This window comes from Salipiger aestuarii, from assembly GCF_003259905.1.
GTDB classification, from domain to species: domain Bacteria; phylum Pseudomonadota; class Alphaproteobacteria; order Rhodobacterales; family Rhodobacteraceae; genus Salipiger; species Salipiger aestuarii.
In genome coordinates, this window is sequence record NZ_QLMG01000003.1 from 53,308 (window position 1) to 77,139 (window position 23,832).

The window sequence follows — 23,832 nt, forward strand, 5'->3', positions numbered from 1 at the left end:
AAAGGAGCGCCCGATGACCCTGACCGCCGCCGACGACAGCTTTGCCTCTGGCCTGGCCGCGCTGTTGCCCGACAACACGCTGCGCCGCGCCGAACCGCGCCATCTTGAGGAACCGCGCGGGCGCTGGACGGGCGTCTCGCGCTGGATCGCCCTGCCCCGCAGCACCGAAGAGGCCGCCATCATCATGCGCCACTGCAACGCCGCGCGGGTCGGGATCGTGCCGCTGGGCGGCGGTACCGGGCTCGTCGGCGGGCAGGTCGCCCCGGAGGCGCCCGCGCCGCTGATCCTGTCGCTGGAACGGATGACCGCCATCCGCGCCACCTACCCTGAGGAAAACGTGATGATTGCCGAGGCCGGCGCGGTGCTGGTGGATGTACAGGGCGCCGCAACGGATGCCGGGCGGCTGTTCGCCCTGTCGCTGGCGTCCGAAGGCACGGCGCGCATCGGCGGCCTGCTGGCGACCAACGCCGGCGGCGTCAATGTGCTGCGCTACGGCAATGCGCGCGATCAGGTGCTGGGGCTGGAGGCGGTGCTGCCCGACGGCACCGTCTGGAACGGCCTGAAGCGGCTGCGCAAGGACAACACCGGGTACGACCTGCGCCATCTGCTGATCGGGGCCGAGGGCACGCTGGGCCTGATTACCGCCGCCGCGCTGAAACTGTCGCCCGTGCCCGCCGCCACCGGCACCGCGCTGTTCACCGTGCCCGACCCCAGGGCGGCACTCGGGCTGCTTGCGCTGGTCCGCAGCCGGCTGGGCGAAGGCATTTCCGCGTTCGAGCTGATCTCGCGCCAGGGGCTGGCGTTTCTGGCCGAAACCATTCCCGACCTGCGCCAGCCCTGGGACAGCCCGCCGGACTGGTGCGTGCTGGTCGACCTGGGTCTTGCGCGCGGGCTGGACCCGGCGGCCGCGCTGGAAGACATCTTTGCCGCCGCGTTCGAGGCGGATCTTGTGTCCGACGGCATCGTCGCGCAATCGCAGCAGCAAAGTCAGGATTTCTGGGCGATCCGCGAACGCATCCCCGAAGCGAACCGCGCCATCGGCGCCATATCCTCGCATGACATATCCGTGCCGCTGGGGCGGGTGCCCGACTTCATCGCGCAGGCGGGGCCGAAGCTGGCGGCGCTCGGGGCGTTTCGCATCAACTGCTTTGGCCACCTCGGTGACGGCAACCTGCACTACAACGTCTTTCCCCTGCCCGGCGGCGACAAGGCCGACCACCAGCACCAGCGCGAAGACATCACGCGCACGGTCCATGACCTCGTGCACAGCTTTGGCGGATCGGTCAGCGCCGAACACGGGATCGGGCGGCTCAAGGTCGCCGACCTGGAACGCTATGGCGATCCCGCCAAGCTGGCGGCGATGCGCGCCATCAAGGCGGCACTTGACCCGAACGGCATCATGAACCCCGGCGCGGTGCTGCGCGTGCGCTAGTTCGTCGTGCCGCGTGCGCCCTGGTTCAGCGACGCGACCTGAAACACGCAGCCGTCCGACACCAGCATCGGCGGCGTGAGACACAGCGCCCGCGCCACGCTGAACGCCGCCAGAACCTTGGGCACATAGTCGCGGGTTTCGGCATAGGGCGGCACACCGTCGAATTTCGGGATCGAATTTTCCCCCGCGTTGTAGCCTGCCAGCACAAGGATGGGATCGCCATCAAAGGTTTCCATCAGGAAATCCAGAAACCGCACCGCGCCCCGGATATTGTCAGCGGGATCGAAAGCATCTGTCACGCCGAACCGCTCGGCCGTGGCAGGCATCAGCTGCATCAGCCCCTGCGCCCCGGCGCCGCTTTTCGCATCGGCCTGCCCGCCGGATTCCACCGCCATCACCGCCAGCGCCAGCGCGGGGGAGACCTGCGTGCCGACGGTCGCCTTCAACAGCTCGATTCCGTGCGCGGCGGCCATGCCTTGCAGCGCCTGAAGGCGCGGCGCCGCGACGCCCTTGCCCACGGGCGGCTTTGACAGCCCGGCCAGCGCCGGTTCCAGCCGCCCCGGCCCACTTTCGCGCAACGAGGGCGAAACCACATCCCAGAACCAGTCGTAATTGCCAGGCCCCGCAGGCCGCCCCGTCGGCGCCGCGCCTGGTACGGGGGGCGCCGCGACGGCAGGCACGATCGCCTGCGGTTCGATCTGAACGGTGATGCGCTTCTTGGTACCGGGTTTGGGCACCTTGACGCGCTTTGCCGAAAACTCGGGGAACGCAGGCGGAGATTCGGCCCATCCCGCCCCCGCGCAGGCCATCGCCCCGCAAAAGGCGGCGAGGGCCGCCCAACCCGCTGCTCGATACATCGGTTTCACTGCCTCTGGTGTCTTGTTTTGCCGGATTCTGACACGATGGCCCGTTTGCGCCAATACCGTTGCCGCATTCTTCGCCGGCGCGTGCCATTTTCGCCCGGATTGCAGCCCTTTTACCCCTTTCCCGCAAATTTCATAAATTTTTATCCTCACTAAACAATGCGTTAATCTTGATTTGGCAGGAAACCTTCCTCTTACCAAAATCACACCAATTGCGCCCAAATCCTGCCCGATTCCGGGGGCTATATATCCTCATACCGCAGCGAGACGGGGCAAAGAGAGAGGCCCTTAACGGATCGCAGCGGTGAACGTGAGCAACAAGATACCCCATCCTACCTCTGGAGAGAGACATGCTGAATTTCATCAAAAACTTCCGCGCAGACGAAGACGGTGCCGTGACGGTTGACTGGGTTGTGCTGACCGCAGCCGTGGTCGCCATGGCGATCGGCGCGTACAGCACCATCCGCGACAACTCGGACAACATGATCAACGCCGCAGGCGATGCAGTCGCTGCCGAGCAGCTCGAACTGTTCCCGGCCGCCGACGGCTAAGTCCACCTGAATGCGCCACCGGATCGACCTTCGGGCCGATCCGGTGGATGTTGCAAGACCAGGTTCCACGGCGACAGGTTTAACGATGGTTCGCAAGTTCAAGACCTTTCTACAAAGTGACGCGGGGGCGGTGACCGTTGACTGGGTCGTCTTGACCGCTTCGGTGGTTGCCATGGCGGCGATTTCATTCTTTGAAATTCGCGACAACGCCGACAATATGGACAACGCCGCAGGCGATCGGCTTGGGCAAGAGATCACCGTTCTGTACCCCGCAGATTGACGCCCTTGCGCCACCTTGCCAAAAGCCGCTTCGCTTTCGAGGCGGCTTTTGGCGTTGCGAAGGCGCCTGGCGGCGTGATCGCGAAACAAAGCCCCGAAAGCGATCCGCAATGGGCCAGAAACAGCCACAATCCCCCCTTAAACCTGAAACCTGAACGCGCCACGGACCCAACCGGCGCGGCGATGAAACCCGAGAGGAACACGACATGCGACTGGTTTTCGGACTCGTGCTGCTCGCAGGACTGGCGCTGGCCGGCTTCGCGGTGCATATGGCCAAGCAACAGTTCGGCGCCTATCAAAGCGCGCTGCAACAGGAGCGGGACAGGGCCGGAGCGGCGATCCCGACCCGACAGGTTTATGTGGCCACCCGTGCGCTTGTCCGCGGCGAAGAGCTGAAGCCCAACGATATCCGCATCGCCCCCTGGCCGGTCGAGATCCTGCCCGAGGGCGTCTTTGGTGAACAAAACCCCCTGTTCCGCGACGGCGAGGATGCCCGCGTGGTGGTTCGCGCGATGGACAAGTTCGACGCTCTGACCGAAACCCGCGTCAGCGCGCCGGGCGGCGACGCCGGACTGACGTCGCAGCTGCGCCCCGGCGAGCGCGCCTTTGCCATCCGGGTCGATGTGGCCTCGGGCGTGTCGGGCTTTCTGCGGCCGGGCGACCGGGTCGATGTATACTGGACAGGCCGGATGCCCGGTTCCGACGCGAACCTGCCGCGCGGAGATGTAACCCGGCTGATTGAAACCGGCGTGCGACTGATCGCCATTGACCAGAAGGCGGATGCCAGCGCCGCCGACCCCAGCATCGCCCGCACCGTCACCGTCGCCATCAGCCCGCAGCAGGTTGCCGGACTTGCACAGGCGCAAAGCACGGGCCGCCTGTCGCTGTCTTTGATGGCGGTGAATGACGAAAGCGTCGCCGAAGCCATCGAGATGGATCAGCGCCAGTTGCTTGGCCTGACCGAACAGGTGCAGGTGGTTCAGCAGGCCGCGCAGGTCTGCAACACCCGCGTGCGCCGCGGCGCCGACGTGGTCGAAATCCCGATTCCCTGCCCGAACTGAACGATTACAGAGACTTGTCTGACGGGGGCGCGCATGACGCCCCCGTCCTGTTGCGCGATACCCACATAAGGCTTTCGCCCGAACCCTTTGATTCTTGCAAAAAAATACAAACTGGCCCACAGTCCACCGAAAGCAGGCGCAAGAAGACCTGCACCCGAGGCGTGATCGAGAGGCAGGTCACATGACAGTCAAGAAGACCCTGAAGGCAGCCCTGCTTGGGCTGACCTTGAGCGTGAGCCCCCTCGCGCTGACGGCCAACGCCGATACCCTGCGCGTCGTGCAAACCGGGACCGAGCGTGTGCTCAATGTTCCGATGAACCGCGCCGTGGTGGTCGAAAGCGAATCTCCGTTCGCGGAATTGTCGATCGCAAACCCGGCCATCGCGGATATTTCATCCTTGTCCGAACGCACGATTTACGTTCTGGGCAAGACGCCGGGAATCACCACGCTGACCATTCTGGACCAGAACGGCCAGTTGATCACCAATGTCGACGTGGTCGTCGCCGCCGATATCACCGAATTCAAGGAACGCCTGCGCCAGATCCTGCCGGGTGAAAAAATCGAGGTGCGCACGGCCAATGACGGCATCGTGCTGTCGGGCGTGGTGTCCAGCGCGCAAAAGCTTCAGCGCGCGCTGGACCTTGCCGAACGCTATGCGCCCGAGCGGGTGTCGAACCTGATGACGGTCGGCGGCGTGCAGCAGGTCATGCTCAAGGTGCGCTTTGCAGAGATGCAACGGTCGGTCGCCAAGACGCTTGGCTCGTCGCTGGCGTTGTCGGGGACGATCTTTGGCGACACCCAACTGGAAACCGAAACCGGGACCTGGCTGAACGGAACCAACGGGCTTGGCCAGAGCGTCGAGATCAGCTCGGGGGCGCAGGGCGTCACCTTGCTTGGCTTTGACGCGGGCAGCGTCGCGGTGGGTATCCTTCTGGAAGCGTTGGAAAACAAGGGCGTGTCGCGCACGCTGGCCGAACCCAACCTCACCGCCCTGTCGGGGCAAGAAGCAAAATTCCTCGCCGGCGGCGAATATCCGATCCCGGTGTCGCAGGGCGATGGCGTGGTGACGATCGAATACAAGCCATTCGGTGTCGAGCTGAATTTCATTCCGCGCGTGGTGGATGGCGACCTGATCAACCTGGAACTGACCGGGGCGGTGTCGTCGATCGACAGCGCCAACGGCATCACATCGGATTCGATCTCGGTCGATGCGTTCCGGCGGCGCGAAATCGCGACCACTGTCGAAATGCGCGACGGCGAAAGCTTTGCCATCGCCGGGCTGCTGCAGGACGATTTCACCGATCTCAGCGGCCAGGTGCCGTGGCTGGGCGACATCCCGGTGCTGGGGGCGCTGTTCCGCAGCGCCGAATATCAGCGCGAACAATCCGAACTGGTCATCATCGTCACTCCGCATCTTGTCAGCCCGACCCGCGGGCAGGTGCTGGCGCTGCCGACCGATCGGGTGAAGCCGCCCACCGAATCCGAGCTGTTTCTTTTTGGCAAGACCACGGGCGGCAACACCCGCCCCCGCACCGGCGGCGCGGCCGAGGTTGCCAAGCAGGATTTCACCGGCTCTTATGGCTATGTGATGGACTGACGTGACACGCAGAAAACAAAGACGATTCGAGGGCTCCAGCAAATGATCAGGAACAGCGTGGCGGTCGCCGCTCTTGGGTTCGCCGCAGCCTGCGCCGGACCGCAAGCGGACCCCCTTTACAGCCAGTTCTGGAGCGAGGCGGGCGTGATCGCGGATGCCGGCGATTTCGGCAACGCGACGATGCAGAACACCCAAGCCATGCGCAATCCGCAATCCTACGCGTTCGATCTGGGCCGCCGCTTTGCGCAGGAAGTGCCGACAACCGTCAACTTTGCCTATAACAGCGCGTTTCTGGACGCCGAAGCGCAGAGCACCCTGCGCGAACAGGCAAACTGGATCCGCCAGTTCCCCGAGGTTCGCTTTCGCGTCTACGGCCACACCGACCTGACCGGATCGAACGCCTACAACAAGCGGCTGGGCATGGCCCGCGCCCGCGCGGTCGTGGCCTATCTTGCCACGCAGGGCATTTCGACGTCGCGGTTGGAAGCGGTGGTTTCGTTTGGCGAGACCCAGCCGCTGATCGTCACCGCCGGGCGTGAACGCCGCAACCGCCGCACTGTGACCGAGGTCTCGGGGTTCGTGGAAACCAATCCCGCCGTGCTGGACGGACGCTATGCGGAAGTCGTGTACCGTGAATACATTCGCAGCGCACAGGTTCCCAGCACGCTCAGCGGCCTGACCGCGTCTGAGGAATAGGCGCCAATCCCGCCCTTCGGGGCGGGCATCGTCCGACGATACCGCACAATTTCGGCTTTTCGGCCAAAATGTTGCCCACATTCCCAGAGATATTGCCCCAAAGGGAGACCCGCGCCGGACCGACTCGGCGCGGGGGAACCGGAAACCGGGCATCCGGCCGGGCCTCGTGCCTTGCCTCTTGTTGTTCCTGTCTTCGGGCCCCGTTCCCAAGAAGCGATAGGACAAGAGGCAATGACGAGCAAGTCAGCACCGCAGAACGACCCTGCCCCGATCGTGGCCTGCACGATCAGCCGGAACGTGCAGAATTTCGATCTTCTTATCGAGGACATGGAAGCCCTGCTTGGCGAAGGCTGGGGCGATCTGGGCTTTGGCGAGGCGCTGGCCTTTCTCAGCCAGCCGGATGCCGACGCGCTGGAATTTGTCGCCATGGCCATCGACGAAGAAGACGAGGATGATCTGGCGCTGCTGTCCGAGGTGATCTCGGCCGCCAAGACCCGGCGCGTCAAGGTGATCCTGATCGCCGAAGACGTCACGCCCGCCGCGCTGCATCAGTTGCTGCGCGGGGGCGCGGATGAATTCGTGCCCTATCCGCTGCCCGAAGGCGAATTGCGCGCCGCCGTCGAGCGGCTCAAGCGGGCGCGCACCGACGATACGCCCCAATACGGGCGAAGGGCGGCAGACGGGGTAAAGCTGAGCGGGGGCGGCGACGGGGTACTGATGGCGGTGCAGGGCATGTGCGGCGGCAGCGGCGCCACCACCTTTGCCGTCAACCTGGCCTGGGAACTGGCCAACGTGACCAAGGAAAACGCCCCGCGCGTCTGCATTCTGGATTTCGGTCTGCAATTCGGATCGGTCGCCACCTACCTTGACCTGCCCCGCCGGGATGCGGTGATGGAGCTGCTGTCGGACATCGAATCCATGGACGGCGACAGCTTCGGACAAGCGTTGGTGACCCATGGCGACAAGCTGCATGTGCTGACATCGCCCTCGGAGGTGATCCCTCTGGACCTTGTCGGCCCCGACGAGATCCGCAAGATCCTGGATGTCGCGCGCGAGCATTTCGACTTTGTCATTGTCGATATGCCGTCCACGCTGGTGGGCTGGACCGATGCGGTGCTGACGCAGGCGCAGGTCTGTTTCGCGCTGATGGAACTGGACATGCGATCCGCCCAGAACACCCTGCGCCTCAAGCGGGTGATGCAGGCCGAGGATCTGCCGTTCGACAAGCTGCGATTTGCGGTCAACCGGGCGCCCAAGTTCACCGACCTGCAAGGTAAAAGCCGGATCAAGCGCATGTCGGAAAGCCTTGGCATCAATCTGGAGCTGCAACTGGCCGACGGCGGCCGCCAGGTCGCGACCGCCTGCGATCATGGCGAACCGCTGGCCGTGCACGCCGCCAAGAACCCCCTTCGCAGGGACATCGCCAAGCTTGCGGCGGAACTCTACAGCATTGGCGTCGCCGATGCGGAAGCCGCCTGATCAGGAGCCCGCGACATGTTTTCCCGCTACAAGAAACCGACCGGCAAAGAGGCGGCGCCCGTCGCCCAACCCGCTGCGCCCCCCGCAGCCGGGACCAAGCCCAAGGCGCCGTCGATGCGCAAGCCCAAGGTCGCCGCGCTGGTGGATGCCGCCCCGCAGGACCGCGAGAAAAAGCGCAAGGAACGGCTGGGCGACATCAAGCTCGAACTGCACCGGGTGCTGCTGGACAACCTGAACCTGGCGGCGATTGATGCCGCCACGGAAAAGGATCTGCGCGAAGAGATCAGCGCGATCGTGTCGGAAAACCTGTCCGACAAGGGCATCGTCCTGAACCGCGAGGACCGGCAGACCGTCAATCAGGAACTCTATGACGAGGTCAAGGGCCTCGGCCCGCTGGAAACCCTGCTGAAAGACGACAGCGTTTCGGATATTCTGGTCAACGGCCCGCATCAGATCTTTGTCGAGCGCGGCGGCAGGCTGCAAGTGTCGGACGTGGTGTTCAAGGATGAACGCCACCTGATGCGCATCATCGACAAGATCGTCTCCGCGGTGGGCCGCCGGGTCGATGAATCCAACCCCTATGTCGACGCCCGCCTTGCGGACGGGTCGCGTTTCAACGCCATGGTGCCGCCCATCGCCGTCGACGGCAGCCTCGTCTCCATCCGCAAATTCAAGAAGGACAAGCTGTCGATCGACGATCTGATCAGCTTTGGCGCCTTTACCGAAGAAATGGCGGTGTATTTGCAGGCCGCCGTATCTACCCGTCTGAACATCGTGGTATCGGGCGGCACGGGGTCCGGCAAGACGACCACGCTGAACGCGCTGTCCTCGTTCATCGACGACGCCGAGCGTATCCTGACCATCGAGGATACGGCGGAACTTCAGCTCCAGCAATCCCATGTGGGCCGCATGGAAAGCCGCCCCCCCAACGTCGAGGGCAAGGGCGCGGTTACCCCCCGCGACTGTCTGAAAAACGCGCTGCGGATGCGCCCCGACCGCATCATCGTGGGCGAAACCCGCGGCGAGGAAGTCATCGACATGTTGCAGGCCATGAACACCGGCCACGACGGATCAATGACCACGATCCACGCCAACAACGCCCGCGACGGCATTTCGCGCCTTGAAAACATGATCGCCATGGCGGGAATCGAAATGCCGCTGAAAGCCATGCGCAGCCAGATTTCATCGGCTGTGAACGTGATCGTGCAGGCCAGCCGCTTGCAGGACGGGTCACGTCGCATGACCTCGATCACCGAAATCACCGGCATGGAAGGCGACGTGATTTCCATGCAGGAACTGTTCCGCTTTCAGCGGGTGGGCCTGACCCCCGATAACAAGATCATCGGGCATTACACCGCCACCGGCGTCCGCAGCCATTATTCGGAACGCTTCAAGATGTGGGGTTTCGACATCCCCCCGTCGATCTACGACCCCTTTCGCCCGGAGTAACGCGACATGTTTTCCGCAGAACTGATTATATACGGCCTGATCTTCGTCGGCGTTCTGGTGCTGGTCGAAGGCGTCTATCTCGTGGCCTTTGGCAAGTCGATCAGCCTGAACAGCCGCGTCAACCGCCGGCTGGAGATGATCGAAAAGACATCCAACCGCGAAGAGGTGCTCGCCAAGCTCCGCAAGGAGATGGACCAGCACCTGAAAAGCCGCGGCATCCCGCTGTATTCGCTGCTGGCGGACCGGGCGCAAAAGGCCGCCATCGCCTTTACCCCCAATCAGCTGATCGCGATGATGGCCGGGGTCAGCGTGTTCGCCTTTCTGGGGCTGTCCATCGGCACCGAAGCCGGGCTGCCGGTGCGCATCGTGCTGGGCCTCGCCATGGGGATCGGTGGCGTGTTCATGTGGGTCAACGGCAAGGCGCGAAAACGCCTTGCCCTGATCGAAGAACAACTGCCCGACGCGGTCGAACTGATGGTGCGCTCGCTTCGCGTCGGCCACCCGTTCAGCTCGGCTATCGCGGTGGTGTCCAAGGAAATCAAGGACCCGCTGGCGACTGAATTCGGCGTGATCTCGGACGAATCGACCTACGGGCGCGACATCGGCGAAAGTCTGAAACATATGGCCGAACGGCTTGATATGCAGGATCTGCGCTTCCTTGCGGTCGCCGTGTCGATCCAGCAGCAATCGGGGGGCAACCTCGCGGAAATCCTCGACGGGCTTGCCAAGGTGATCCGCGCCCGCTTTCGCCTGTTCCGCCGGGTCAAGGCGATCACCGCCGAAGCGCAATGGTCGGGCAAGTTCCTGTCGGGCTTTCCCGTCGGCGTGCTGCTGGTGATCCAGGTCACCGACCCGCACTACTATGACGAGGTGCTCGACCACGCCTGGTTCATTCCCGCCTGCTTTATCGTGGCGGTCTTCCTGGCGCTGAACCTGCTCGTCATGCGCTTTCTTGTGAATATCAAGGTCTGAGGGGTCCACGCCGATGTTTGACACTTTGAACGCCATGCTGGTGGATATGCTGGGACCGGCGGGGCCGCTGATGGCGGTCGCCGCTTTGGCGCTGTTGCTGATCCTGGCGGCGATTCCGCTGATGCTGAGCAGCAAGCCCGACCCGATGGACAAGCTGGCCAAATCGGGCCGCACCAAGATCGACGCCGAGACCAAGGCGATCCTGCGCGACACCCGCCGCAACGCCAAGCTGAACAAATACGCGCAGTATCTTGAACCGCAAAGCGCCGAAGAACTGGGGCAGATGCGGCTTAAGCTGTTGCAGGCCGGATATCGCACCCGCGACGCGGTGCGGCTGTTCTACCTGGCACAGATGGTGCTGGGGATCGGCCTGCTGGTGGCGGGCACGGTCTATTACCTCCTGTTCATCGACAGCCCCGAAAGCACGATGCAGCAAAAGCTGATCTACATCCTGCTGCCCGGTACCGTCGGCTATCTGGCGCCGAAATACTGGATTCAGAAACGCGTCGAAGAACGCCGCAAGCAGATCGAAGAAGGCTTTCCCGACGCGCTGGACATGATGCTGGTCTGCGTCGAAGCAGGTCAGGCCCTGGATCAGGCCATCGTGCGTGTCGCGGGCGAGCTGCACGCCTCCTACCCTGCCCTCGCGGATGAATTCGAAATCATCAGCCATGAGATGAAGGCGGGCAAGGACAAGTCGGCGGTGCTGAACGACATGGGCGAACGCTGCGGCGTGCAGGATGTCGCCTCTTTTGTCACCGTTCTGAATCAGGCTGCCAGCTTCGGCACCTCGATCGCCGATGCGCTGCGCATCTACGCGTCGGAAATGCGTGACAAAAGGGTCATGCGGGCCGAGGAAAAGGCAAACAAACTGCCGACAAAGATGACGCTCACGACTATGATGTTCACGGTGCCACCGCTGCTGATCATTCTGGTCGGTCCGTCGATCGTCGGCATCACGCAACTTGGGACCATCGCCCCCTAAGCCCTGATGACAGGACATCCATGCGCATCGGCCCGGCCGCCTGCCTCACGACACTGATCCTTATGGCCGCCTGTGAAAACACTGGCGGCCATGGCATTGCAGACGGTCAGGTTTACGCACCCGCCCTTGATCCGCGTGGCGACGCCGTCGACGGCCAGCTTGTCGGCCACCGCCTGATGGCCGCGGGCGAATACGAACTGGCGCTCGAAGCCTATTTGCGCGCCGCCGGACGGTCCGGCATCGACGGCGAGCTTCTGACCTCGCTCGGGTCGGCCAACCTTGCGCTGGGGCGTCTCAACCAGGCCGAACGCCAGCTGCGCGAGGCGGTCAAGGTCGCCCCGGACTGGCCCGAGGCCTGGAATAATCTGGGCGTGGTGCTGATGGAACGGGGCAAGGTCTCCGAAGCATCCGAGGTGTTCCGCCGGGCCTACGCGCTGGATGATGGCCAAAGCAACGCAATCCGCGACAATCTGCGCTTGGCGCTCGCAAAAATGCAAAATCCGGGCTATTCTGAAACCGAGCAAGAGGAATTTCAGTTGATCCGCCGGGGCAGCGGCACTTACCTGATCCGGCCAAACAATTGATTTATTAAAAAGATGGCCGGCATCGACCGGCTGCATGACGAGGCAAGAGCAGTAAAAGGACGCACAAAATGCGCCATCCCATTCTTGTGGCCCTCTGCATTGCAGGGGCCTTGGGCCTTTCCGCCTGTGACAAGGAAATCGACAAGGACGCGGTCGACCGCGACTTTACCGATGTGAATGTGATCGACGGCACCGGGCTGAACGAGGTGATGCTGACCTCGGGGGATCCGGCGGCGGCAGTGAACTACTTTGTCCGCGCGGGCGAAATCGCACCGGGGCGCATCGACCTGATGCGCGGGCTTGGTAAATCGCTGGTGCGCGCCAAGCGCAACCGCGAAGCGGCCAGGGCCTGGGCCGAGGTGGTGGCCCACGAAGAGTCCACCGACGAAGACAAGGTCCAGCTGGCCGACGCCCTGATCCGCGACAACCAGTGGGAGCAGGCCGAAAAGGTGCTTACGGCAATCCCACCGACCCATGAAACATATCTGCGATACCGGCTCGAAGCGATGATCGCGGACAGTCACAAGCAGTGGGACAAGGCCGACAGCTTTTATGAAATCGCCAGCGGGCTGACCACCCAGCCCGCCCCGGTGCTGAACAACTGGGGCTATTCCAAGCTGTCACGCGGCGATGCCTCTGGCGCCGAAAAGCTGTTTTACGAGACGTTGCGCCACGACCCCGGGATGTTCACCGCCAAGAACAACCTCGTGCTGGCGCGCGGTGCCCAGGGCAATTACACGCTGCCAGTGCTGGACATGACCCAGACCGAACGTGCCGAACTGTTGCACACGCTGGCGCTGTCGGCGATCAAACGCGGCGATACCAAGACCGGCAAGGGCCTGCTGGAAGACGCCATCGAAACCCATCCCCAGCATTTCGAGGCCGCGGCAACGGCGCTTTCCGCGTTGCAAAACGGCGGCGCAAGCTGAGCCGATGCTGTCGATATCCGCCCTCGCAGCAACCTGGTTCCTGCCCTTTGTTCTGCCGGTCTGCCTGTATGTCTGCTTTACGGACATGCGTGAGCTGCGCATCACCAACCAGGCCAACCTGGCGCTTCTGGTGATCTTTGTCATCGTGGGGCTGATCGCCCTGCCATTCGACGCGTATTTGTGGCGCTACAGCCATTTCGCCGTGGCTTTGGTGGCAGGAATGGCCCTGAATGCGGGGGGCGCCATGGGGGCCGGGGACGCCAAGTTCCTGGCGGTGGCGGCCCCGTTCATCCATCTGGGAGACCTGCGGTTTCTGATGGCGCTGCTCGCCGCGAGCCTGATCGGCGCCTTCATCACCCACCGGCTGATCAAGCACTCGCCGCTGCGCAAACTTGCCCCCACATGGAAAAGCTGGACCAGCGGCAAACGGTTTCCGATGGGCATGGCTCTGGGAGCGACGCTGGCGGCCTATCTTGTGTTCGGCATCCTCTACGGAAGCTGACCGCACCGCGTTTCCAACCAAAATTTTTATCTAAAAATTTTGGCGCTCAGCTTCTGGGGCGCAGGCAGGTGGTCGGGGTCTCGCCGGGCGGGGCCTCGACCACGGCGCCACACTGAATGCAGGTCCAGCGGGACGCATCGCGCCGCCTGTATTCGCGCCAGCGGCACAGCCGCCTGTCGCGGTTTTTGCGGTTCCAGAACAGCAGGACGACAAAGGCGACGAGAAGGCCGGCAGCGAAGATCACCGCCGGCCCCGAAAATGATAAATCCGTGTCATGAGGATGGACCTGTTTCGGGACACGCGCAGGTCAACCCCGATCACGCGGCATGGTAATAGGCAAAACCATCCGTTTCATCGCGGACGTCTTCGACGGCGGCGCGCGGGGCCCCTTGCACAAGCAAGGGTTCGGGCTGGTAATAGGCATAAGCCTGATCGAGCGCGGCCAGCGCGGCTTTGGGGTCGATCCGGGTCTGCTTGGTCATCGGGTGGCCTTTCGGTATGTCGATCCGTCACTTCCTCCCACGGGTGTCAGATAGCTGATGCTGCGTCGCAGCACACCCCCTGTCAGCGCAAGGACGGGTTGCGTGTCATGCAACCGTTGTCACGGTTCCTGCGCCGACTTTGCCCCCACGCAAAGCGCCGCCCCTTTTCAAGAGCGGCGCCATGTCGGTCTGCGATAGACGTCAGACGTGCCGGTTGAGCAGCATCTTCTTGATTTCGGCGATGGATTTCGCGGGGTTAAGACCCTTGGGGCAGGTCTTGGTGCAATTCATGATGGTGTGACAGCGGTACAGCTTGAACGGGTCCTCAAGCGCATCCAGACGCTCTGGCGTCGCCTCGTCGCGGCTGTCGATGATCCAGCGATAGGCGTGCAGCAGCGCCGCCGGGCCGAGGTAGCGATCGGAATTCCACCAATAGCTCGGGCATGCGGTCGAGCAGGACGCGCACATCACGCATTCATAGAGACCGTCAAGCTTCTTGCGGTCTTCGATCGACTGCTTCCACTCTTTCTCGGGGCGGTTGGTCTTGGTTTCCAGCCACGGCATGATCGACGCGTGCTGCGCGTAAAACAGGTTGAGGTCGGGGATAAGATCCTTGACCACCGGCATGTGCGGCAGCGGATAGATCTTGACGTCGCCCTTGATCTCGTCAAGCCCGTAGATGCAGGCCAGCGTGTTGATCCCGTCGATGTTCATCGCGCAGGACCCGCAGATGCCCTCGCGGCAGGACCGGCGGAAGGTCAGGGTGGGATCTACCTCGTTCTTGATCTTGATCAGCGCGTCCAGGACCATGGGGCCGCACTTGTCCATATCCAGATGATAGGTGTCGACCCGCGGGTTTTCGCCATCTTCGGGATTCCAGCGATAGATCTTGAACGCCCGGACATTGGTCGCGCCGGCCGGCTTGGGCCAGGTCTTGCCGGTGCGGATCTTCGAGTTCTTGGGCAGGGTAAATTGAACCATGGGTCTCTCCTATCGGATGAGCGCCGGCAGCCCCTCGGCGGCCAGGCAGGTCAGTGTCTCGGGTTTCGAGACGATCTCGATGACGATCTCGACGCTGCTTTGCGTGGGACCGGTGACGGATTCGGACGCCAGCGCATAGATCTGTTGCGCGTTGGCATTGTCGATGACGCAGTTCAGCGACGGTTCAACCGGGATGCCGGGGAACCGTTGGACAACTACCTTCGACGCCGTGGACCGCGCCGCGCTGCGGGCGACGGCATCCTGGGTTTGAGCATCGCACGCGGCGAGGGTCGCGAGGGCCAGCGTGGAAAGAAGGATCTTGCGCAAACCTGTTGTCCCTATCCGAACAGCCAATAGATCGGACCCCCGCGCAAGCAAAAGCGGGTGCCCTCGTCATACAGGATATCAAGCACGATATCGTCGTTCAGGTCTGGCTGACCCAGTGCCGAGTTCTGCGCCAGCGCCTGGATCTGATCGGTCTGGGCGTGTTCGAACACACAGCGCAGCGCCTTTTTGGTCGGAATACCCGGTGTCATGCGCGCAAGGATCGGCGCGGCAGCGTTAAAGGCCACCTGTTCGTTGAAAGCCAGCCGTTCAGGCGGCAAAACCTGAAGCTGACCCACCTTGCGGGGCACCACATCGGCGCAGCCCGTAACCGTGGCAGCCAGCATCAGGGAACATATCATCCGCAACAAATCAACGTCCCCCGATACATGCCGGAAACGCCCGGCGGGCAGCCCGCACTTGCGCGAAACTGTCTCGCTGACGGTTGGGCCGCGTTTTCTAACGGCGTTGTCGCGTCCGACGGCGGCGTGCCGCCGGTGTAGGTCTGGGCCGTGGTATTCCCCGCGCCGCGACGCACGACCGTGCACTCGGGGATACCACCCCGCGTCGGTCCCTGAGGGACAGGCTGCGGCACATCCGCGGCCACCCGTTTCCCCAGCACGCAGGCATTGATTGCGTCAGCCCCTTCTTGCGTCCCGCTTGGCCCCGGCGTCACCGCCGCGGCATTGCCGTCACGATATTCGTAACCGCCCTCGGGCGAGAGCTGGAGCATGCGTCGCGTGACAAGATCCGCCTTTCGGACATTGCCGCATGCCGCAGCCGGCAAACGCAGGGCAAGCAGGAGCAGCCGCATCATCAGAAGGTACGTGCTTTCGGTGCGATCTTGGCAAGGCTGATGCCGCCGACCTCTTCGGTGGTCAGCGGATCAACGATCACCGGGCGGTGGGTCAGCGTGACCTCGGTGCCGTTGACGCGGCTGATGGTGTGAACGCGCCAGTTGTCGTCATCGCGAGTCGGATAATCCTCGTGGGCGTGCGCCCCGCGGCTTTCCTTGCGCGCTTCGGCGCCGACGATGGTGGCCAGCGCGTTGGGCATCAGGTTGGTCAGTTCGAGCGTTTCCATCAGGTCCGAGTTCCAGATCAGCGTGTGATCGGTGACTTTGACGTCCGACATCCTGGAGGCGACGGCGGTCATCTTTTCGACGCCTTCGACCAGGGTCTTGTCGGTGCGGAACACGGCGGCGTCCGACTGCATGGTGCGCTGCATCTCAAGGCGCAGCTCGGCGGTCGGCGTGTCGCCATCGGCGTAGCGCAGCCCGTCGAACCGATCAAACGCCTTGTCCACCGACGGCTGATTCAGCGTGTGCGGCGATGCTTCGCGGTCGACAACCTCACCGGCGCGGATCGCGGCGGCGCGGCCAAAGACCACAAGGTCGATCAGCGAGTTCGACCCAAGGCGGTTGGCACCGTGCACCGACGCGCAGCCTGCCTCACCCACGGCCATCAGGCCCGGCACGACGGCGTTGGGGTTGTCGGCGGTCGGGTTGAGCACCTCGCCCCAATAGTTGGTCGGGATGCCGCCCATGTTGTAGTGCACCGTCGGCAGAACCGGGATCGGCTCCTTGGTCACGTCCACGCCGGCAAAGATCCTGGCGGATTCCGAAATGCCCGGAAGCCGCTCGGCCAGCGCCTCGACGGGCAGGTGCGACAGGTTGAGGTGGATGTGGTCGCCATGCTCGCCCACGCCGCGGCCTTCGCGAATTTCCATCGTCATCGAACGGCTGACATAGTCGCGCGGCGCAAGGTCCTTGTAGGTCGGCGCGTAGCGCTCCATGAACCGCTCGCCTTCGGAATTGGTGAGGTAGCCGCCCTCGCCCCGCGCGCCTTCGGTAATCAGGCAGCCCGATCCGTAGATGCCGGTGGGGTGGAACTGCACGAATTCCATGTCCTGCAACGCCAGCCCCGCGCGTGCCACCATGCCGCCACCGTCGCCGGTGCAGGTGTGGGCCGAGGTCGCCGAGAAATACGCCCGGCCATAGCCGCCGGTCGCCAGCACCACGGTTTTCGCACGGAAGATATGGAAGGTGCCGTCTTCGAGCTTCCAGCAGACGACGCCCTGACAAACGCCATCCTCGCTCATCACCAGGTCGATGGCGAAATATTCGATATAGAATTCAGCGTTGTGCTTGAGCGACTGGCCATACAGCGTGTGCAGGATGGCGTGGCCGGTGCGGTCGGCCGCGGCGCAGGTGCGCTGCACGGGGGGGCCTTCGCCGAATTCGGTGGTGTGGCCGCCAAAGGGGCGCTGATAGATCTTGCCCTCGTCGGTGCGGCTGAACGGAACGCCGTAATGTTCCAGTTCATACACGGCGGCGGGGGCGGAGCGCGCAAGATATTCCATCGCGTCGGTATCGCCCAGCCAGTCCGACCCCTTGACGGTGTCGTACATGTGCCATTGCCAGTTGTCGGGGCCCATGTTCGACAGCGACGCGGCGATGCCGCCCTGCGCGGCCACGGTGTGCGATCGGGTCGGGAACACCTTGGTGACGCAGGCGGTGCGCAGCCCCTGCTCGGCCATGCCAAGGGTGGCGCGCAGGCCCGCGCCGCCGGCCCCCACGACCACGACGTCAAACGTATGCGTCTCGTATTCGTATGCTGCCATTTTTCCGGTCTTTCTGTCTCAGAGCGCGATCTTGACGAGCGCGAACATCCCGCAGGCGATCATTACATAGGAAAAGCCCGTGTAGGCCATGATCAGCAGCTTGCGAGCGGTGCCTTGGGTGTAATCCTCGATCATCACGCGACCGCCCTTGTTGAAGTGCAGCATGCCCACGATCAGCACCAGCGCGGTCAGGATCGCCGGAAACGGGCGCGACATGGTTGCCAGCGACGCCTCGTAGCCGGACCCCAGTGCGTTGCCGAAAATGTAGATCCAGGTCGGCACCATGCAGGCCAGCGCAACCGAGCTGACGATCATGAACCAGTGGTGTTCCGCGCCGGAATGGGCCGAGCCCTTGCCTGCGGCGCGCTTGCGGTCGGTCTGGTAGTGCATTTTGCTATGCCTCCCTCAGAGCCAGATAACGATGACGGTCAGGATGGTCAGCACGACAGAGCCGTAGACACAGATCCAGCCCATCTTTTCGGCGGTTTCGATTTCCAGCCCCTTGCCGGCGTCGAAAATCAGGTGACGCAGACCGCCCAGGTAGTGGTACCAGACCGACCAGAGCATGAAAAACCAGAACAGGTCGAAGATGAAGCTGGTCAGCCACCATTCGACGGTCTCGAACGCGTCCGGCCCCGAGGCAAGCGCCAGCAGCCAGACGATCAGGAAGAACACCGCCGCCATCAGCGCGTTGCCGGTGAAGCGGATCATCACCGATGTCACGGCTGTCAGTTGCAGGCGGTAATACTGCACGAACATGAACGGGGAGAGCGGGCGCTCGATTCGTTTCGCTTCGGCCATGGCCAATCCTTTCGGTTCCCTTGCGCAGGTTCTAGCGGGTTTCATCTGCCCCTGTCACGGTCTCGCAGGTGCGGCAGACGCGTTTTTTGATCGCATTTGGAAAAAAGTCCGAATTTTGTGATCACGGCAGAAAACCTGTGATCACAACGCCGGACCGTTAGCGCCGCCATTGAAATATCAGGGTTTTTGTCAGGTTTAGACGGGATAGATCTTGAATCGCCCTTCAGACCGGGAAGCCAAGCTTTTGCAATGCGCGCACGCCGCTTTGACGCAGCGCGGCATCCGGTGAGCGAAGATCAACGTGGATCCGCGAGACAAGATCGCTGAACTCCCGGCGCTGGACAAGGGCGCTGATGGCATCGGGTATATCGGCGACGGGCATCCGAAGCACATCGCCGGTTTCGTGCGGCAGGTCGGTGGCAAAGTCGTTGGCAGGCATGGCGCGGTCTCCTGACTGGCTGCGAATCTCTCCCCTGACTTCGGATGTTATCCGAGCCAGGGGGGCATGGGTAACGAAACCTTTGTGCGGCGGCTGTGACCTATCGTGGCATCAGCGCCCAGTAATCGAGATCCAGCAGCACATCCGGCGTGTACTTTCCATCCTCGTCTTTCAGCGCGAAGGGCGCGCCGCCCCTGGTGGCGACCAGCCGCAGACGGATCGCGCCGACACCGGGTGCGGCGGTTTCGGCCTTGTCCAGAACCTGCGACCACGCTTTCACCGTGTTGCCCGAAAAACAGGGGTTGGCGTGCGCGCCCGCGTTCAGCGCAACGATCATCTGCGCATTGGCCAACCCGTTGAACGACAGCGCGCGGGCCATCGAAATGATGTGTCCGCCGTAGATCAGGCGCTGTCCGTCGGCGCGGAAGGTCGCGTCGAAATGCACCTTGGCGGTGTTCTGCCACAGGCGCGTGGCCATCATGTGCTCGGCCTCTTCGATCGTGACGCCATCGACGTGGTCGATGGTCTCGCCCACGTCGTAATCGCCCCAGCGGTGCGGCTCGCCCGCCAGCGTGAAATCGTAACCGCTGAAATCCAGACCCTGCGGAATCACCAGATCGTCAGGGGTCAGCACCTTTTTCAGATCTGGCACCACGGCTTCGGGCGCGGCGGCGTCCATGTCGCGCTTGCGCACCATCACCCAGCGGCAATATTCCAGCACCGCGTCGCCGTGCTGGTTCCTGCCGCGTGTGCGCACATAGACCACCCCGGTCTTGCCGTTGGAGTTCTGCTTCAGCCCGATTACCTCGGAAGAGGCGCGCAGCGTATCGCCCGGATAGACCGGCGTCAGCCAGCGCCCTTCGGCATAGCCAAGGTTGGCCACCGCGTTCAGCGACACGTCAGGCACGCTCTTGCCGAACACCACATGGAACGCGGCGAGATCATCCAGCGGAGACCCGGGAAGCCCGCAGGCCCGCGCGAATTCATCCGACGCATACAGCGCGTGGCGCGCGGGATACAGCGCGTGATACAACGCCCGCTCGCCCTGCCCCACGGTGCGAGGCACCGCATGGTCGATGACCTGCCCGATGCGGTAATCCTCGAAGAAGCGGCCCGGATTGGTCTTGGCCATCACTGTTCCCCCAGCTTGATGTCCGGGGCGTAGTCGCCGGGCACGTCCTTGGTGACCGCCTGTCCGCAGCGCATCACCCCGTTGGCGGCATCGAAGGCGTAGGTCGGATTTCCATGCAGCGCCCAGCCGGCGTTCAGCGCGGCGGTCACCTTGTGGCAGAAGGCCGAGGTGTCATCCTCGGACAGGAAGCGGTAGAGTTTCATTTCAGTCCCTTATCCAAAGGCGGGATAGCCGAGCCAGGTGTGGATCAGGCCGATGACGACCAGCAGAATAACGCTGATCGCGGCGAACATGATATCCTTGACGATGGTGCCCCTGGCGGGCGGCGTCCAGTCCGGCTCGGCGCGGTTGATGACGATCATCTCGGCAACGGCCCAGATGCCCAGGCCCCCGAACAGCACGAACGACGGCACATCGCCATTTACCAGCAGATGCGCAACGGCCCACAGCAGAAAGCCGGTCAGCATCGGGTGGCGCATCCTGTAAAGCAGCGCGCCTTTCTTCGGGCCGGGCGTGGTCAGGTACAGCGCGACCAGGATCATCAGGTTGTTGATGCCGACGGTGGCCGGATGCCGCCCCCAGAAAGCCGCGCCATCGGCCATGCGGTAGCCGAAGATCATCAGCAGGATCGACACGGCAAGAGCCAGTGCGACCAGCCCCTTGCCCCTGCCGCCAAGGCTGGCCCGGGGACCGGGCGCGAACCGCTTGAAAAAATGCGCTGCCCACCAGAGCGCCACGCCAAGAACGAGAAGGACCATGGGGATCTCCTTTGGTCAGATCGGATCGCGGGCACCCTGCGATCATTTCCGCCGCGCGGCAATGCCTGATAGCCCCAGCGGTGGGGCTGTCCGTCTACGCCCCCATCGCGGCGATCGCTTCGGCCCTGGCAAGGATGCTCCTGGCGGTCACCACATGCAGGTTCTCGACGATCCTGCCGTCGACCACGGCCACCCCCTGCCCGGCGGCCTCGGCCTCTTGATAGGCGGCGATCTGGCGTCTGGCGATGTCGATCTCGGCCTCGGTCGGGGCAAAGGCGGCGTTGGCGACATCGACCTGCGCCGGATGGATCAGCGTCTTGCCGTCAAAGCCCATGTCCCGGCCCTGATCGCATTCCGCCGCAAGGCCCACATCGTCCTTGAACGCATTGTAAACGCCATCGACGATCACGCAGCCGGCAGCCTTGGCCGCAAGCAGGCACAGCGACAGCGCGGTCAGCATCGGCAGGCGATCGGCGCGAAACCGGGCATTAAGCTCCTTGGCCAGATCGTTGGTGCCCATCACCATGCCACCCAGGCGCGGATGCGCACCGATGGCGGCCGCGTTGGACATGCCGCGCGGGGTCTCCATCATAGCCCATAGCGGTTTGTCGGTGTGCCTTGCCAGCGCGTCAAGCTGATCGGGGCTTTCGACCTTGGGCAGCAGCACCGCATCGCAATCCATCGCGTCGGCTGCGCGGGCATCATCGGCGCCCCACTGCGTATCAAGCCCGTTGATCCGCACGATCCGGGTGCGTTTGCCATAGCCCCCCGTTGCCAGCGCGGCGGTCAGGGTGTCACGCGCGGCGGGCTTTTCCGCAGGCGAAACCGCGTCTTCCAGATCGAAGATGATCGCGTCCACCGGCAGACTGCGCGCCTTGTCCAGGGCGCGGTCCTTTGAACCGGGGATATACAGTACCGAACGGTAAGGGCGGGTCGAAAGATCCATGCGGCCACTCCTTGGGTAATAAAGTTGCGTGGTAAAGGGCATTTTTTACCGATTGATGCAAGGATAATTGCGCCGCGATGCAGAAAAAAGCCAGGCGTTCAAGGTGCCTGTTGCGCGAACGTCCGCCCGAGCGCGCGGGTCCGTTAACCTTTTTTTGGGCTTTGGCGCGCAGTCTTTTGACCAAGGCAGCACCGACACGTCTGCTGCGAAGCAAGGAGAACGCGAAGCCGGGGGCACGACCGGTCCAAGGGCCGTTACCCCCGCGCCACAGCCGAAAGGGCAAAACGATGAAACGGACGTTTGCATCCATGGCACTACTGGCGGCTGGCGTCGCCGTCTTCCTTGCGGGCCCGGCCCGCGCCGAACAAGTCAACGCCTGCGCGCCGCGCGATCAGGTTGTAGAAAAGCTGGCCCGGACATACGGCGAGACACGTCAAAGCATCGGCCTTGGGTCCAACAACGCGGTGATGGAGGTGTTCGCCTCGGACACCACAGGCACCTGGACGATCACCGTAACCACGACCGCCGGGATGACCTGCCTTGTGGCCAGCGGCCAGGCGTTCGAAGCCCTTGCCGAGGCGCTTTCCGCCCCCGATCAGGACGCCTGACTCCGCCCGGCACCGCCCGAGAATCAAGCGTTGCGCCGGCGCAAACCGGCACCGGGCTTTGCAAACAGCCCCCCCTCGCGGGAAATTGGCGGGGTTTCTTTGCCTACGACAACTGCTCTAAGCCATGGAATTGCTTGTCTTTAGCGCCACCACCCCGCGTCGGTTGAATACGCTGCGCGTGCGCGCCGCGCCGCAGCACCCTTGCGCGCGACTTGCCAAACCCTTACGCAAACAGCGGAATTGACAAATGGAGCGGAGATTAGATCCATGGCAAGACCCAAGATCGCCCTGATCGGCGCGGGACAGATCGGCGGCACGCTCGCCCACCTCGCGGCCCTGAAGGAACTGGGTGACGTCGTCCTCTTCGACATCGCTGAAGGCACCCCGCAGGGCAAAGCGCTCGACCTTGCGGAATCCGGTCCGTCGGAGGGCTTCGATGCCGCTCTGAAGGGCACCAACGACTACGCCGACATCGCCGGCGCCGACGTCTGCATCGTGACCGCAGGTGTTCCGCGCAAGCCCGGCATGAGCCGTGACGACCTGCTTGGCATCAACCTCAAGGTGATGAAATCGGTCGGCGAAGGCATCCGCGACAATGCTCCGGACGCGTTCGTGATCTGCATCACCAACCCTCTCGACGCGATGGTGTGGGCGCTGCAAAAGTTCTCGGGTCTGCCCGCGAACAAGGTCTGCGGCATGGCCGGTGTGCTTGATTCGGCCCGTTTCCGCCACTTCCTGTCGGTGGAATTCAATGTGTCGATGAAGGACGTGACCGCCTTCGTTCTGGGCGGCCACGGCGACACGATGGTGCCCTCGGTGCGCTATTCGACCGTTGCGGGCGTCCCCCTGCCCGACCTGATCGCAATGGGCTGGACCACGCAGGACAAACTGGACGCGATCGTGCAGCGCACCCGTGACGGCGGTGCCGAAATCGTCGGCCTGCTCAAGACCGGGTCGGCGTTCTATGCCCCCGCGACCAGCGCCATCGAAATGGCCGAAGCCTATCTCAAGGATCAAAAGCGCGTGCTGCCCTGCGCCGCCTTCTGCGACGGCGATCTTGGCGTGTCCGACATGTATGTCGGCGTGCCCACGGTGATCGGCGCCGGTGGCGTTGAACGGATCCTGAACATCAAGCTCAACAAGGAAGAGCAAGAGATGTTCGACACCTCCGTCAACGCCGTGAAAGGCCTTGTCGAAGCGTGCAAGGGCATCGACAGTTCGCTCGCCTGACCACTTTGCCACGAACCAAAAGCCGGGGTGCGCCAACGCGCCCCGGCTTTTTCGTGCGCGGCGTCATCTGACGTGATCGCCGCCCATGCCTTGAAATACCTCACCCCGAGGTGATTCGCCTGCGGCTGCG

Annotated in this window: 29 protein-coding genes; 15 read left to right on the plus strand and 14 right to left on the minus strand. The window is 63.4% G+C overall.

Going from position 1 to position 23,832, the window contains the following annotated elements:
• Positions 1–13: 13 nt before the first annotated feature.
• Complete coding sequence (locus ATI53_RS02685) at positions 14–1,432, plus strand: FAD-binding oxidoreductase (protein WP_009507120.1); 1,419 nt, start codon at positions 14–16, stop codon at positions 1,430–1,432.
• On the opposite strand, the gene ATI53_RS02690 is transcribed toward ATI53_RS02685, so the two are convergent.
• Positions 1,429–2,289, minus strand: coding sequence for a lytic transglycosylase domain-containing protein (locus ATI53_RS02690; RefSeq protein WP_111549681.1), 861 nt, complete (start codon positions 2,287–2,289; stop codon positions 1,429–1,431). The two genes, ATI53_RS02685 and ATI53_RS02690, sit on opposite strands and share 4 nt — an antisense overlap.
• A 356-nt stretch (positions 2,290–2,645) precedes the next feature.
• Between ATI53_RS02690 and ATI53_RS02695 the strand changes: the two genes are divergently transcribed.
• The 12 genes from ATI53_RS02695 (at position 2,646) to ATI53_RS02750 (ending at position 13,379) form a co-directional block, all read left to right on the plus strand.
• A complete protein-coding gene (locus ATI53_RS02695; RefSeq protein ID WP_009507117.1) occupies positions 2,646–2,846 on the plus strand; it encodes a Flp family type IVb pilin in 201 nt (66 codons plus the stop codon).
• Positions 2,847–2,856: 10 nt separating this feature from the next.
• Positions 2,857–3,126: a hypothetical protein gene (locus tag ATI53_RS02700; RefSeq protein WP_223865868.1), complete on the plus strand. Its 270-nt coding sequence runs from the start codon at positions 2,857–2,859 to the stop codon at positions 3,124–3,126.
• Between the two features lie 205 nt (positions 3,127–3,331).
• Positions 3,332–4,186, plus strand: coding sequence for a Flp pilus assembly protein CpaB (gene cpaB, locus ATI53_RS02705; protein WP_009507115.1), 855 nt, complete (start codon positions 3,332–3,334; stop codon positions 4,184–4,186).
• A 181-nt stretch (positions 4,187–4,367) separates the two neighbouring features.
• Positions 4,368–5,783 carry a type II and III secretion system protein family protein gene (locus ATI53_RS02710; RefSeq protein ID WP_009507114.1) on the plus strand — a complete coding sequence of 472 codons (1,416 nt, stop codon included), beginning with the start codon at positions 4,368–4,370 and terminating at the stop codon, positions 5,781–5,783.
• Between the two features lie 42 nt (positions 5,784–5,825).
• Positions 5,826–6,479: an OmpA family protein gene (locus ATI53_RS02715; protein WP_009507113.1), complete on the plus strand. Its 654-nt coding sequence runs from the start codon at positions 5,826–5,828 to the stop codon at positions 6,477–6,479.
• A gap of 231 nt (positions 6,480–6,710) precedes the next feature.
• Entirely contained in the window at positions 6,711–7,958 is a 1,248-nt protein-coding gene (locus tag ATI53_RS02720; RefSeq protein ID WP_111549682.1) for a CpaE/TadZ family protein, read from the plus strand.
• Between the two features lie 15 nt (positions 7,959–7,973).
• Positions 7,974–9,407 carry a TadA family conjugal transfer-associated ATPase gene (locus tag ATI53_RS02725; protein WP_009507110.1) on the plus strand — a complete coding sequence of 478 codons (1,434 nt, stop codon included), beginning with the start codon at positions 7,974–7,976 and terminating at the stop codon, positions 9,405–9,407.
• 6 nt (positions 9,408–9,413) lie between these two features.
• Complete coding sequence (locus tag ATI53_RS02730) at positions 9,414–10,379, plus strand: type II secretion system F family protein (protein WP_009507108.1); 966 nt, start codon at positions 9,414–9,416, stop codon at positions 10,377–10,379.
• Positions 10,380–10,392: 13 nt separating this feature from the next.
• Complete coding sequence (locus ATI53_RS02735; protein WP_009507106.1) at positions 10,393–11,364, plus strand: type II secretion system F family protein; 972 nt, start codon at positions 10,393–10,395, stop codon at positions 11,362–11,364.
• A 20-nt stretch (positions 11,365–11,384) separates the two neighbouring features.
• On the plus strand, positions 11,385–11,948 hold the full coding sequence (locus tag ATI53_RS02740) for a tetratricopeptide repeat protein (RefSeq protein WP_111549683.1): 564 nt from the start codon (positions 11,385–11,387) through the stop codon (positions 11,946–11,948).
• A 68-nt stretch (positions 11,949–12,016) separates the two neighbouring features.
• Positions 12,017–12,877: a tetratricopeptide repeat protein gene (locus ATI53_RS02745; RefSeq protein ID WP_009507102.1), complete on the plus strand. Its 861-nt coding sequence runs from the start codon at positions 12,017–12,019 to the stop codon at positions 12,875–12,877.
• Positions 12,878–12,881: 4 nt separating this feature from the next.
• A complete protein-coding gene (locus tag ATI53_RS02750) occupies positions 12,882–13,379 on the plus strand; it encodes a prepilin peptidase (protein WP_009507100.1) in 498 nt (165 codons plus the stop codon).
• A 46-nt stretch (positions 13,380–13,425) separates the two neighbouring features.
• Here ATI53_RS02750 and ATI53_RS02755 read toward each other — a convergent pair whose 3' ends face one another.
• From ATI53_RS02755 to ATI53_RS02810, 13 genes are all read right to left on the minus strand, one after another.
• Entirely contained in the window at positions 13,426–13,623 is a 198-nt protein-coding gene (locus tag ATI53_RS02755; RefSeq protein ID WP_009507098.1) for a hypothetical protein, read from the minus strand.
• Positions 13,624–13,696: 73 nt separating this feature from the next.
• Complete coding sequence (locus tag ATI53_RS23155; RefSeq protein ID WP_170134515.1) at positions 13,697–13,861, minus strand: hypothetical protein; 165 nt, start codon at positions 13,859–13,861, stop codon at positions 13,697–13,699.
• Between the two features lie 201 nt (positions 13,862–14,062).
• Complete coding sequence (locus ATI53_RS02760) at positions 14,063–14,842, minus strand: succinate dehydrogenase iron-sulfur subunit (RefSeq protein WP_009507093.1); 780 nt, start codon at positions 14,840–14,842, stop codon at positions 14,063–14,065.
• Positions 14,843–14,851: 9 nt separating this feature from the next.
• Positions 14,852–15,169 carry a hypothetical protein gene (locus ATI53_RS02765; RefSeq protein WP_009507091.1) on the minus strand — a complete coding sequence of 106 codons (318 nt, stop codon included), beginning with the start codon at positions 15,167–15,169 and terminating at the stop codon, positions 14,852–14,854.
• Positions 15,170–15,180: 11 nt separating this feature from the next.
• A complete protein-coding gene (locus tag ATI53_RS02770) occupies positions 15,181–15,513 on the minus strand; it encodes a hypothetical protein (protein WP_111549684.1) in 333 nt (110 codons plus the stop codon).
• A gap of 469 nt (positions 15,514–15,982) precedes the next feature.
• Positions 15,983–17,788: a succinate dehydrogenase flavoprotein subunit gene (sdhA, locus tag ATI53_RS02775; protein WP_111549685.1), complete on the minus strand. Its 1,806-nt coding sequence runs from the start codon at positions 17,786–17,788 to the stop codon at positions 15,983–15,985.
• A gap of 18 nt (positions 17,789–17,806) precedes the next feature.
• Positions 17,807–18,178 (minus strand): succinate dehydrogenase, hydrophobic membrane anchor protein, encoded by a 372-nt coding sequence (sdhD, locus tag ATI53_RS02780; RefSeq protein WP_009507086.1) that lies wholly within the window; start codon positions 18,176–18,178, stop codon positions 17,807–17,809.
• 15 nt (positions 18,179–18,193) lie between these two features.
• A complete protein-coding gene (gene sdhC / locus ATI53_RS02785; protein WP_009507084.1) occupies positions 18,194–18,589 on the minus strand; it encodes a succinate dehydrogenase, cytochrome b556 subunit in 396 nt (131 codons plus the stop codon).
• A 223-nt stretch (positions 18,590–18,812) separates the two neighbouring features.
• Positions 18,813–19,028 (minus strand): hypothetical protein, encoded by a 216-nt coding sequence (locus ATI53_RS02790; protein WP_009507082.1) that lies wholly within the window; start codon positions 19,026–19,028, stop codon positions 18,813–18,815.
• 100 nt (positions 19,029–19,128) lie between these two features.
• Positions 19,129–20,160 carry a MaoC family dehydratase gene (locus tag ATI53_RS02795; protein ID WP_009507080.1) on the minus strand — a complete coding sequence of 344 codons (1,032 nt, stop codon included), beginning with the start codon at positions 20,158–20,160 and terminating at the stop codon, positions 19,129–19,131.
• A complete protein-coding gene (locus ATI53_RS02800) occupies positions 20,160–20,363 on the minus strand; it encodes a DUF1737 domain-containing protein (RefSeq protein WP_009507078.1) in 204 nt (67 codons plus the stop codon). The genes ATI53_RS02795 and ATI53_RS02800 overlap by 1 nt, the downstream gene beginning before the upstream one ends.
• Positions 20,364–20,372: 9 nt before the next feature.
• A complete protein-coding gene (locus tag ATI53_RS02805) occupies positions 20,373–20,918 on the minus strand; it encodes an NnrU family protein (RefSeq protein ID WP_111549686.1) in 546 nt (181 codons plus the stop codon).
• Between the two features lie 94 nt (positions 20,919–21,012).
• Positions 21,013–21,864, minus strand: coding sequence for an HpcH/HpaI aldolase/citrate lyase family protein (locus tag ATI53_RS02810; protein ID WP_009507074.1), 852 nt, complete (start codon positions 21,862–21,864; stop codon positions 21,013–21,015).
• Positions 21,865–22,151: 287 nt separating this feature from the next.
• On the opposite strand from ATI53_RS02810, the gene ATI53_RS02815 reads away from it, so the two are divergent.
• Together ATI53_RS02815 and mdh are read left to right on the plus strand one after the other, a co-directional pair.
• Positions 22,152–22,472 carry a hypothetical protein gene (locus tag ATI53_RS02815; protein WP_009507072.1) on the plus strand — a complete coding sequence of 107 codons (321 nt, stop codon included), beginning with the start codon at positions 22,152–22,154 and terminating at the stop codon, positions 22,470–22,472.
• A 267-nt stretch (positions 22,473–22,739) separates the two neighbouring features.
• Positions 22,740–23,702: a malate dehydrogenase gene (gene mdh, locus ATI53_RS02820; RefSeq protein WP_009507070.1), complete on the plus strand. Its 963-nt coding sequence runs from the start codon at positions 22,740–22,742 to the stop codon at positions 23,700–23,702.
• The last annotated feature ends 130 nt before the right edge of the window (positions 23,703–23,832 follow it).

Excerpts from the sequence above, each read along its gene's own strand:
- ATI53_RS02685 (WP_009507120.1), top strand. The coding sequence starts at position 14 with ATGACCCTGACCGCCGCCGACGACAGCTTTGCCTCTGGCCTGGCCGCG.
- ATI53_RS02690 (WP_111549681.1), bottom strand. The coding sequence starts at position 2,289 with ATGTATCGAGCAGCGGGTTGGGCGGCCCTCGCCGCCTTTTGCGGGGCG.
- ATI53_RS02695 (WP_009507117.1), top strand. The coding sequence starts at position 2,646 with ATGCTGAATTTCATCAAAAACTTCCGCGCAGACGAAGACGGTGCCGTG.
- ATI53_RS02700 (WP_223865868.1), top strand. The coding sequence starts at position 2,857 with ATGCGCCACCGGATCGACCTTCGGGCCGATCCGGTGGATGTTGCAAGA.
- cpaB (WP_009507115.1), top strand. The coding sequence starts at position 3,332 with ATGCGACTGGTTTTCGGACTCGTGCTGCTCGCAGGACTGGCGCTGGCC.
- ATI53_RS02710 (WP_009507114.1), top strand. The coding sequence starts at position 4,368 with ATGACAGTCAAGAAGACCCTGAAGGCAGCCCTGCTTGGGCTGACCTTG.
- ATI53_RS02715 (WP_009507113.1), top strand. The coding sequence starts at position 5,826 with ATGATCAGGAACAGCGTGGCGGTCGCCGCTCTTGGGTTCGCCGCAGCC.
- ATI53_RS02720 (WP_111549682.1), top strand. The coding sequence starts at position 6,711 with ATGACGAGCAAGTCAGCACCGCAGAACGACCCTGCCCCGATCGTGGCC.
- ATI53_RS02725 (WP_009507110.1), top strand. The coding sequence starts at position 7,974 with ATGTTTTCCCGCTACAAGAAACCGACCGGCAAAGAGGCGGCGCCCGTC.
- ATI53_RS02730 (WP_009507108.1), top strand. The coding sequence starts at position 9,414 with ATGTTTTCCGCAGAACTGATTATATACGGCCTGATCTTCGTCGGCGTT.
- ATI53_RS02735 (WP_009507106.1), top strand. The coding sequence starts at position 10,393 with ATGTTTGACACTTTGAACGCCATGCTGGTGGATATGCTGGGACCGGCG.
- ATI53_RS02740 (WP_111549683.1), top strand. The coding sequence starts at position 11,385 with ATGCGCATCGGCCCGGCCGCCTGCCTCACGACACTGATCCTTATGGCC.
- ATI53_RS02745 (WP_009507102.1), top strand. The coding sequence starts at position 12,017 with ATGCGCCATCCCATTCTTGTGGCCCTCTGCATTGCAGGGGCCTTGGGC.
- ATI53_RS02750 (WP_009507100.1), top strand. The coding sequence starts at position 12,882 with ATGCTGTCGATATCCGCCCTCGCAGCAACCTGGTTCCTGCCCTTTGTT.
- ATI53_RS23155 (WP_170134515.1), bottom strand. The coding sequence starts at position 13,861 with ATGACCAAGCAGACCCGGATCGACCCCAAAGCCGCGCTGGCCGCGCTC.
- ATI53_RS02760 (WP_009507093.1), bottom strand. The coding sequence starts at position 14,842 with ATGGTTCAATTTACCCTGCCCAAGAACTCGAAGATCCGCACCGGCAAG.
- ATI53_RS02770 (WP_111549684.1), bottom strand. The coding sequence starts at position 15,513 with ATGCTGGCTGCCACGGTTACGGGCTGCGCCGATGTGGTGCCCCGCAAG.
- sdhA (WP_111549685.1), bottom strand. The coding sequence starts at position 17,788 with ATGGCAGCATACGAATACGAGACGCATACGTTTGACGTCGTGGTCGTG.
- sdhD (WP_009507086.1), bottom strand. The coding sequence starts at position 18,178 with ATGCACTACCAGACCGACCGCAAGCGCGCCGCAGGCAAGGGCTCGGCC.
- sdhC (WP_009507084.1), bottom strand. The coding sequence starts at position 18,589 with ATGGCCGAAGCGAAACGAATCGAGCGCCCGCTCTCCCCGTTCATGTTC.
- ATI53_RS02790 (WP_009507082.1), bottom strand. The coding sequence starts at position 19,028 with ATGCCTGCCAACGACTTTGCCACCGACCTGCCGCACGAAACCGGCGAT.
- ATI53_RS02795 (WP_009507080.1), bottom strand. The coding sequence starts at position 20,160 with ATGGCCAAGACCAATCCGGGCCGCTTCTTCGAGGATTACCGCATCGGG.
- ATI53_RS02800 (WP_009507078.1), bottom strand. The coding sequence starts at position 20,363 with ATGAAACTCTACCGCTTCCTGTCCGAGGATGACACCTCGGCCTTCTGC.
- ATI53_RS02805 (WP_111549686.1), bottom strand. The coding sequence starts at position 20,918 with ATGGTCCTTCTCGTTCTTGGCGTGGCGCTCTGGTGGGCAGCGCATTTT.
- ATI53_RS02810 (WP_009507074.1), bottom strand. The coding sequence starts at position 21,864 with ATGGATCTTTCGACCCGCCCTTACCGTTCGGTACTGTATATCCCCGGT.
- ATI53_RS02815 (WP_009507072.1), top strand. The coding sequence starts at position 22,152 with ATGAAACGGACGTTTGCATCCATGGCACTACTGGCGGCTGGCGTCGCC.
- mdh (WP_009507070.1), top strand. The coding sequence starts at position 22,740 with ATGGCAAGACCCAAGATCGCCCTGATCGGCGCGGGACAGATCGGCGGC.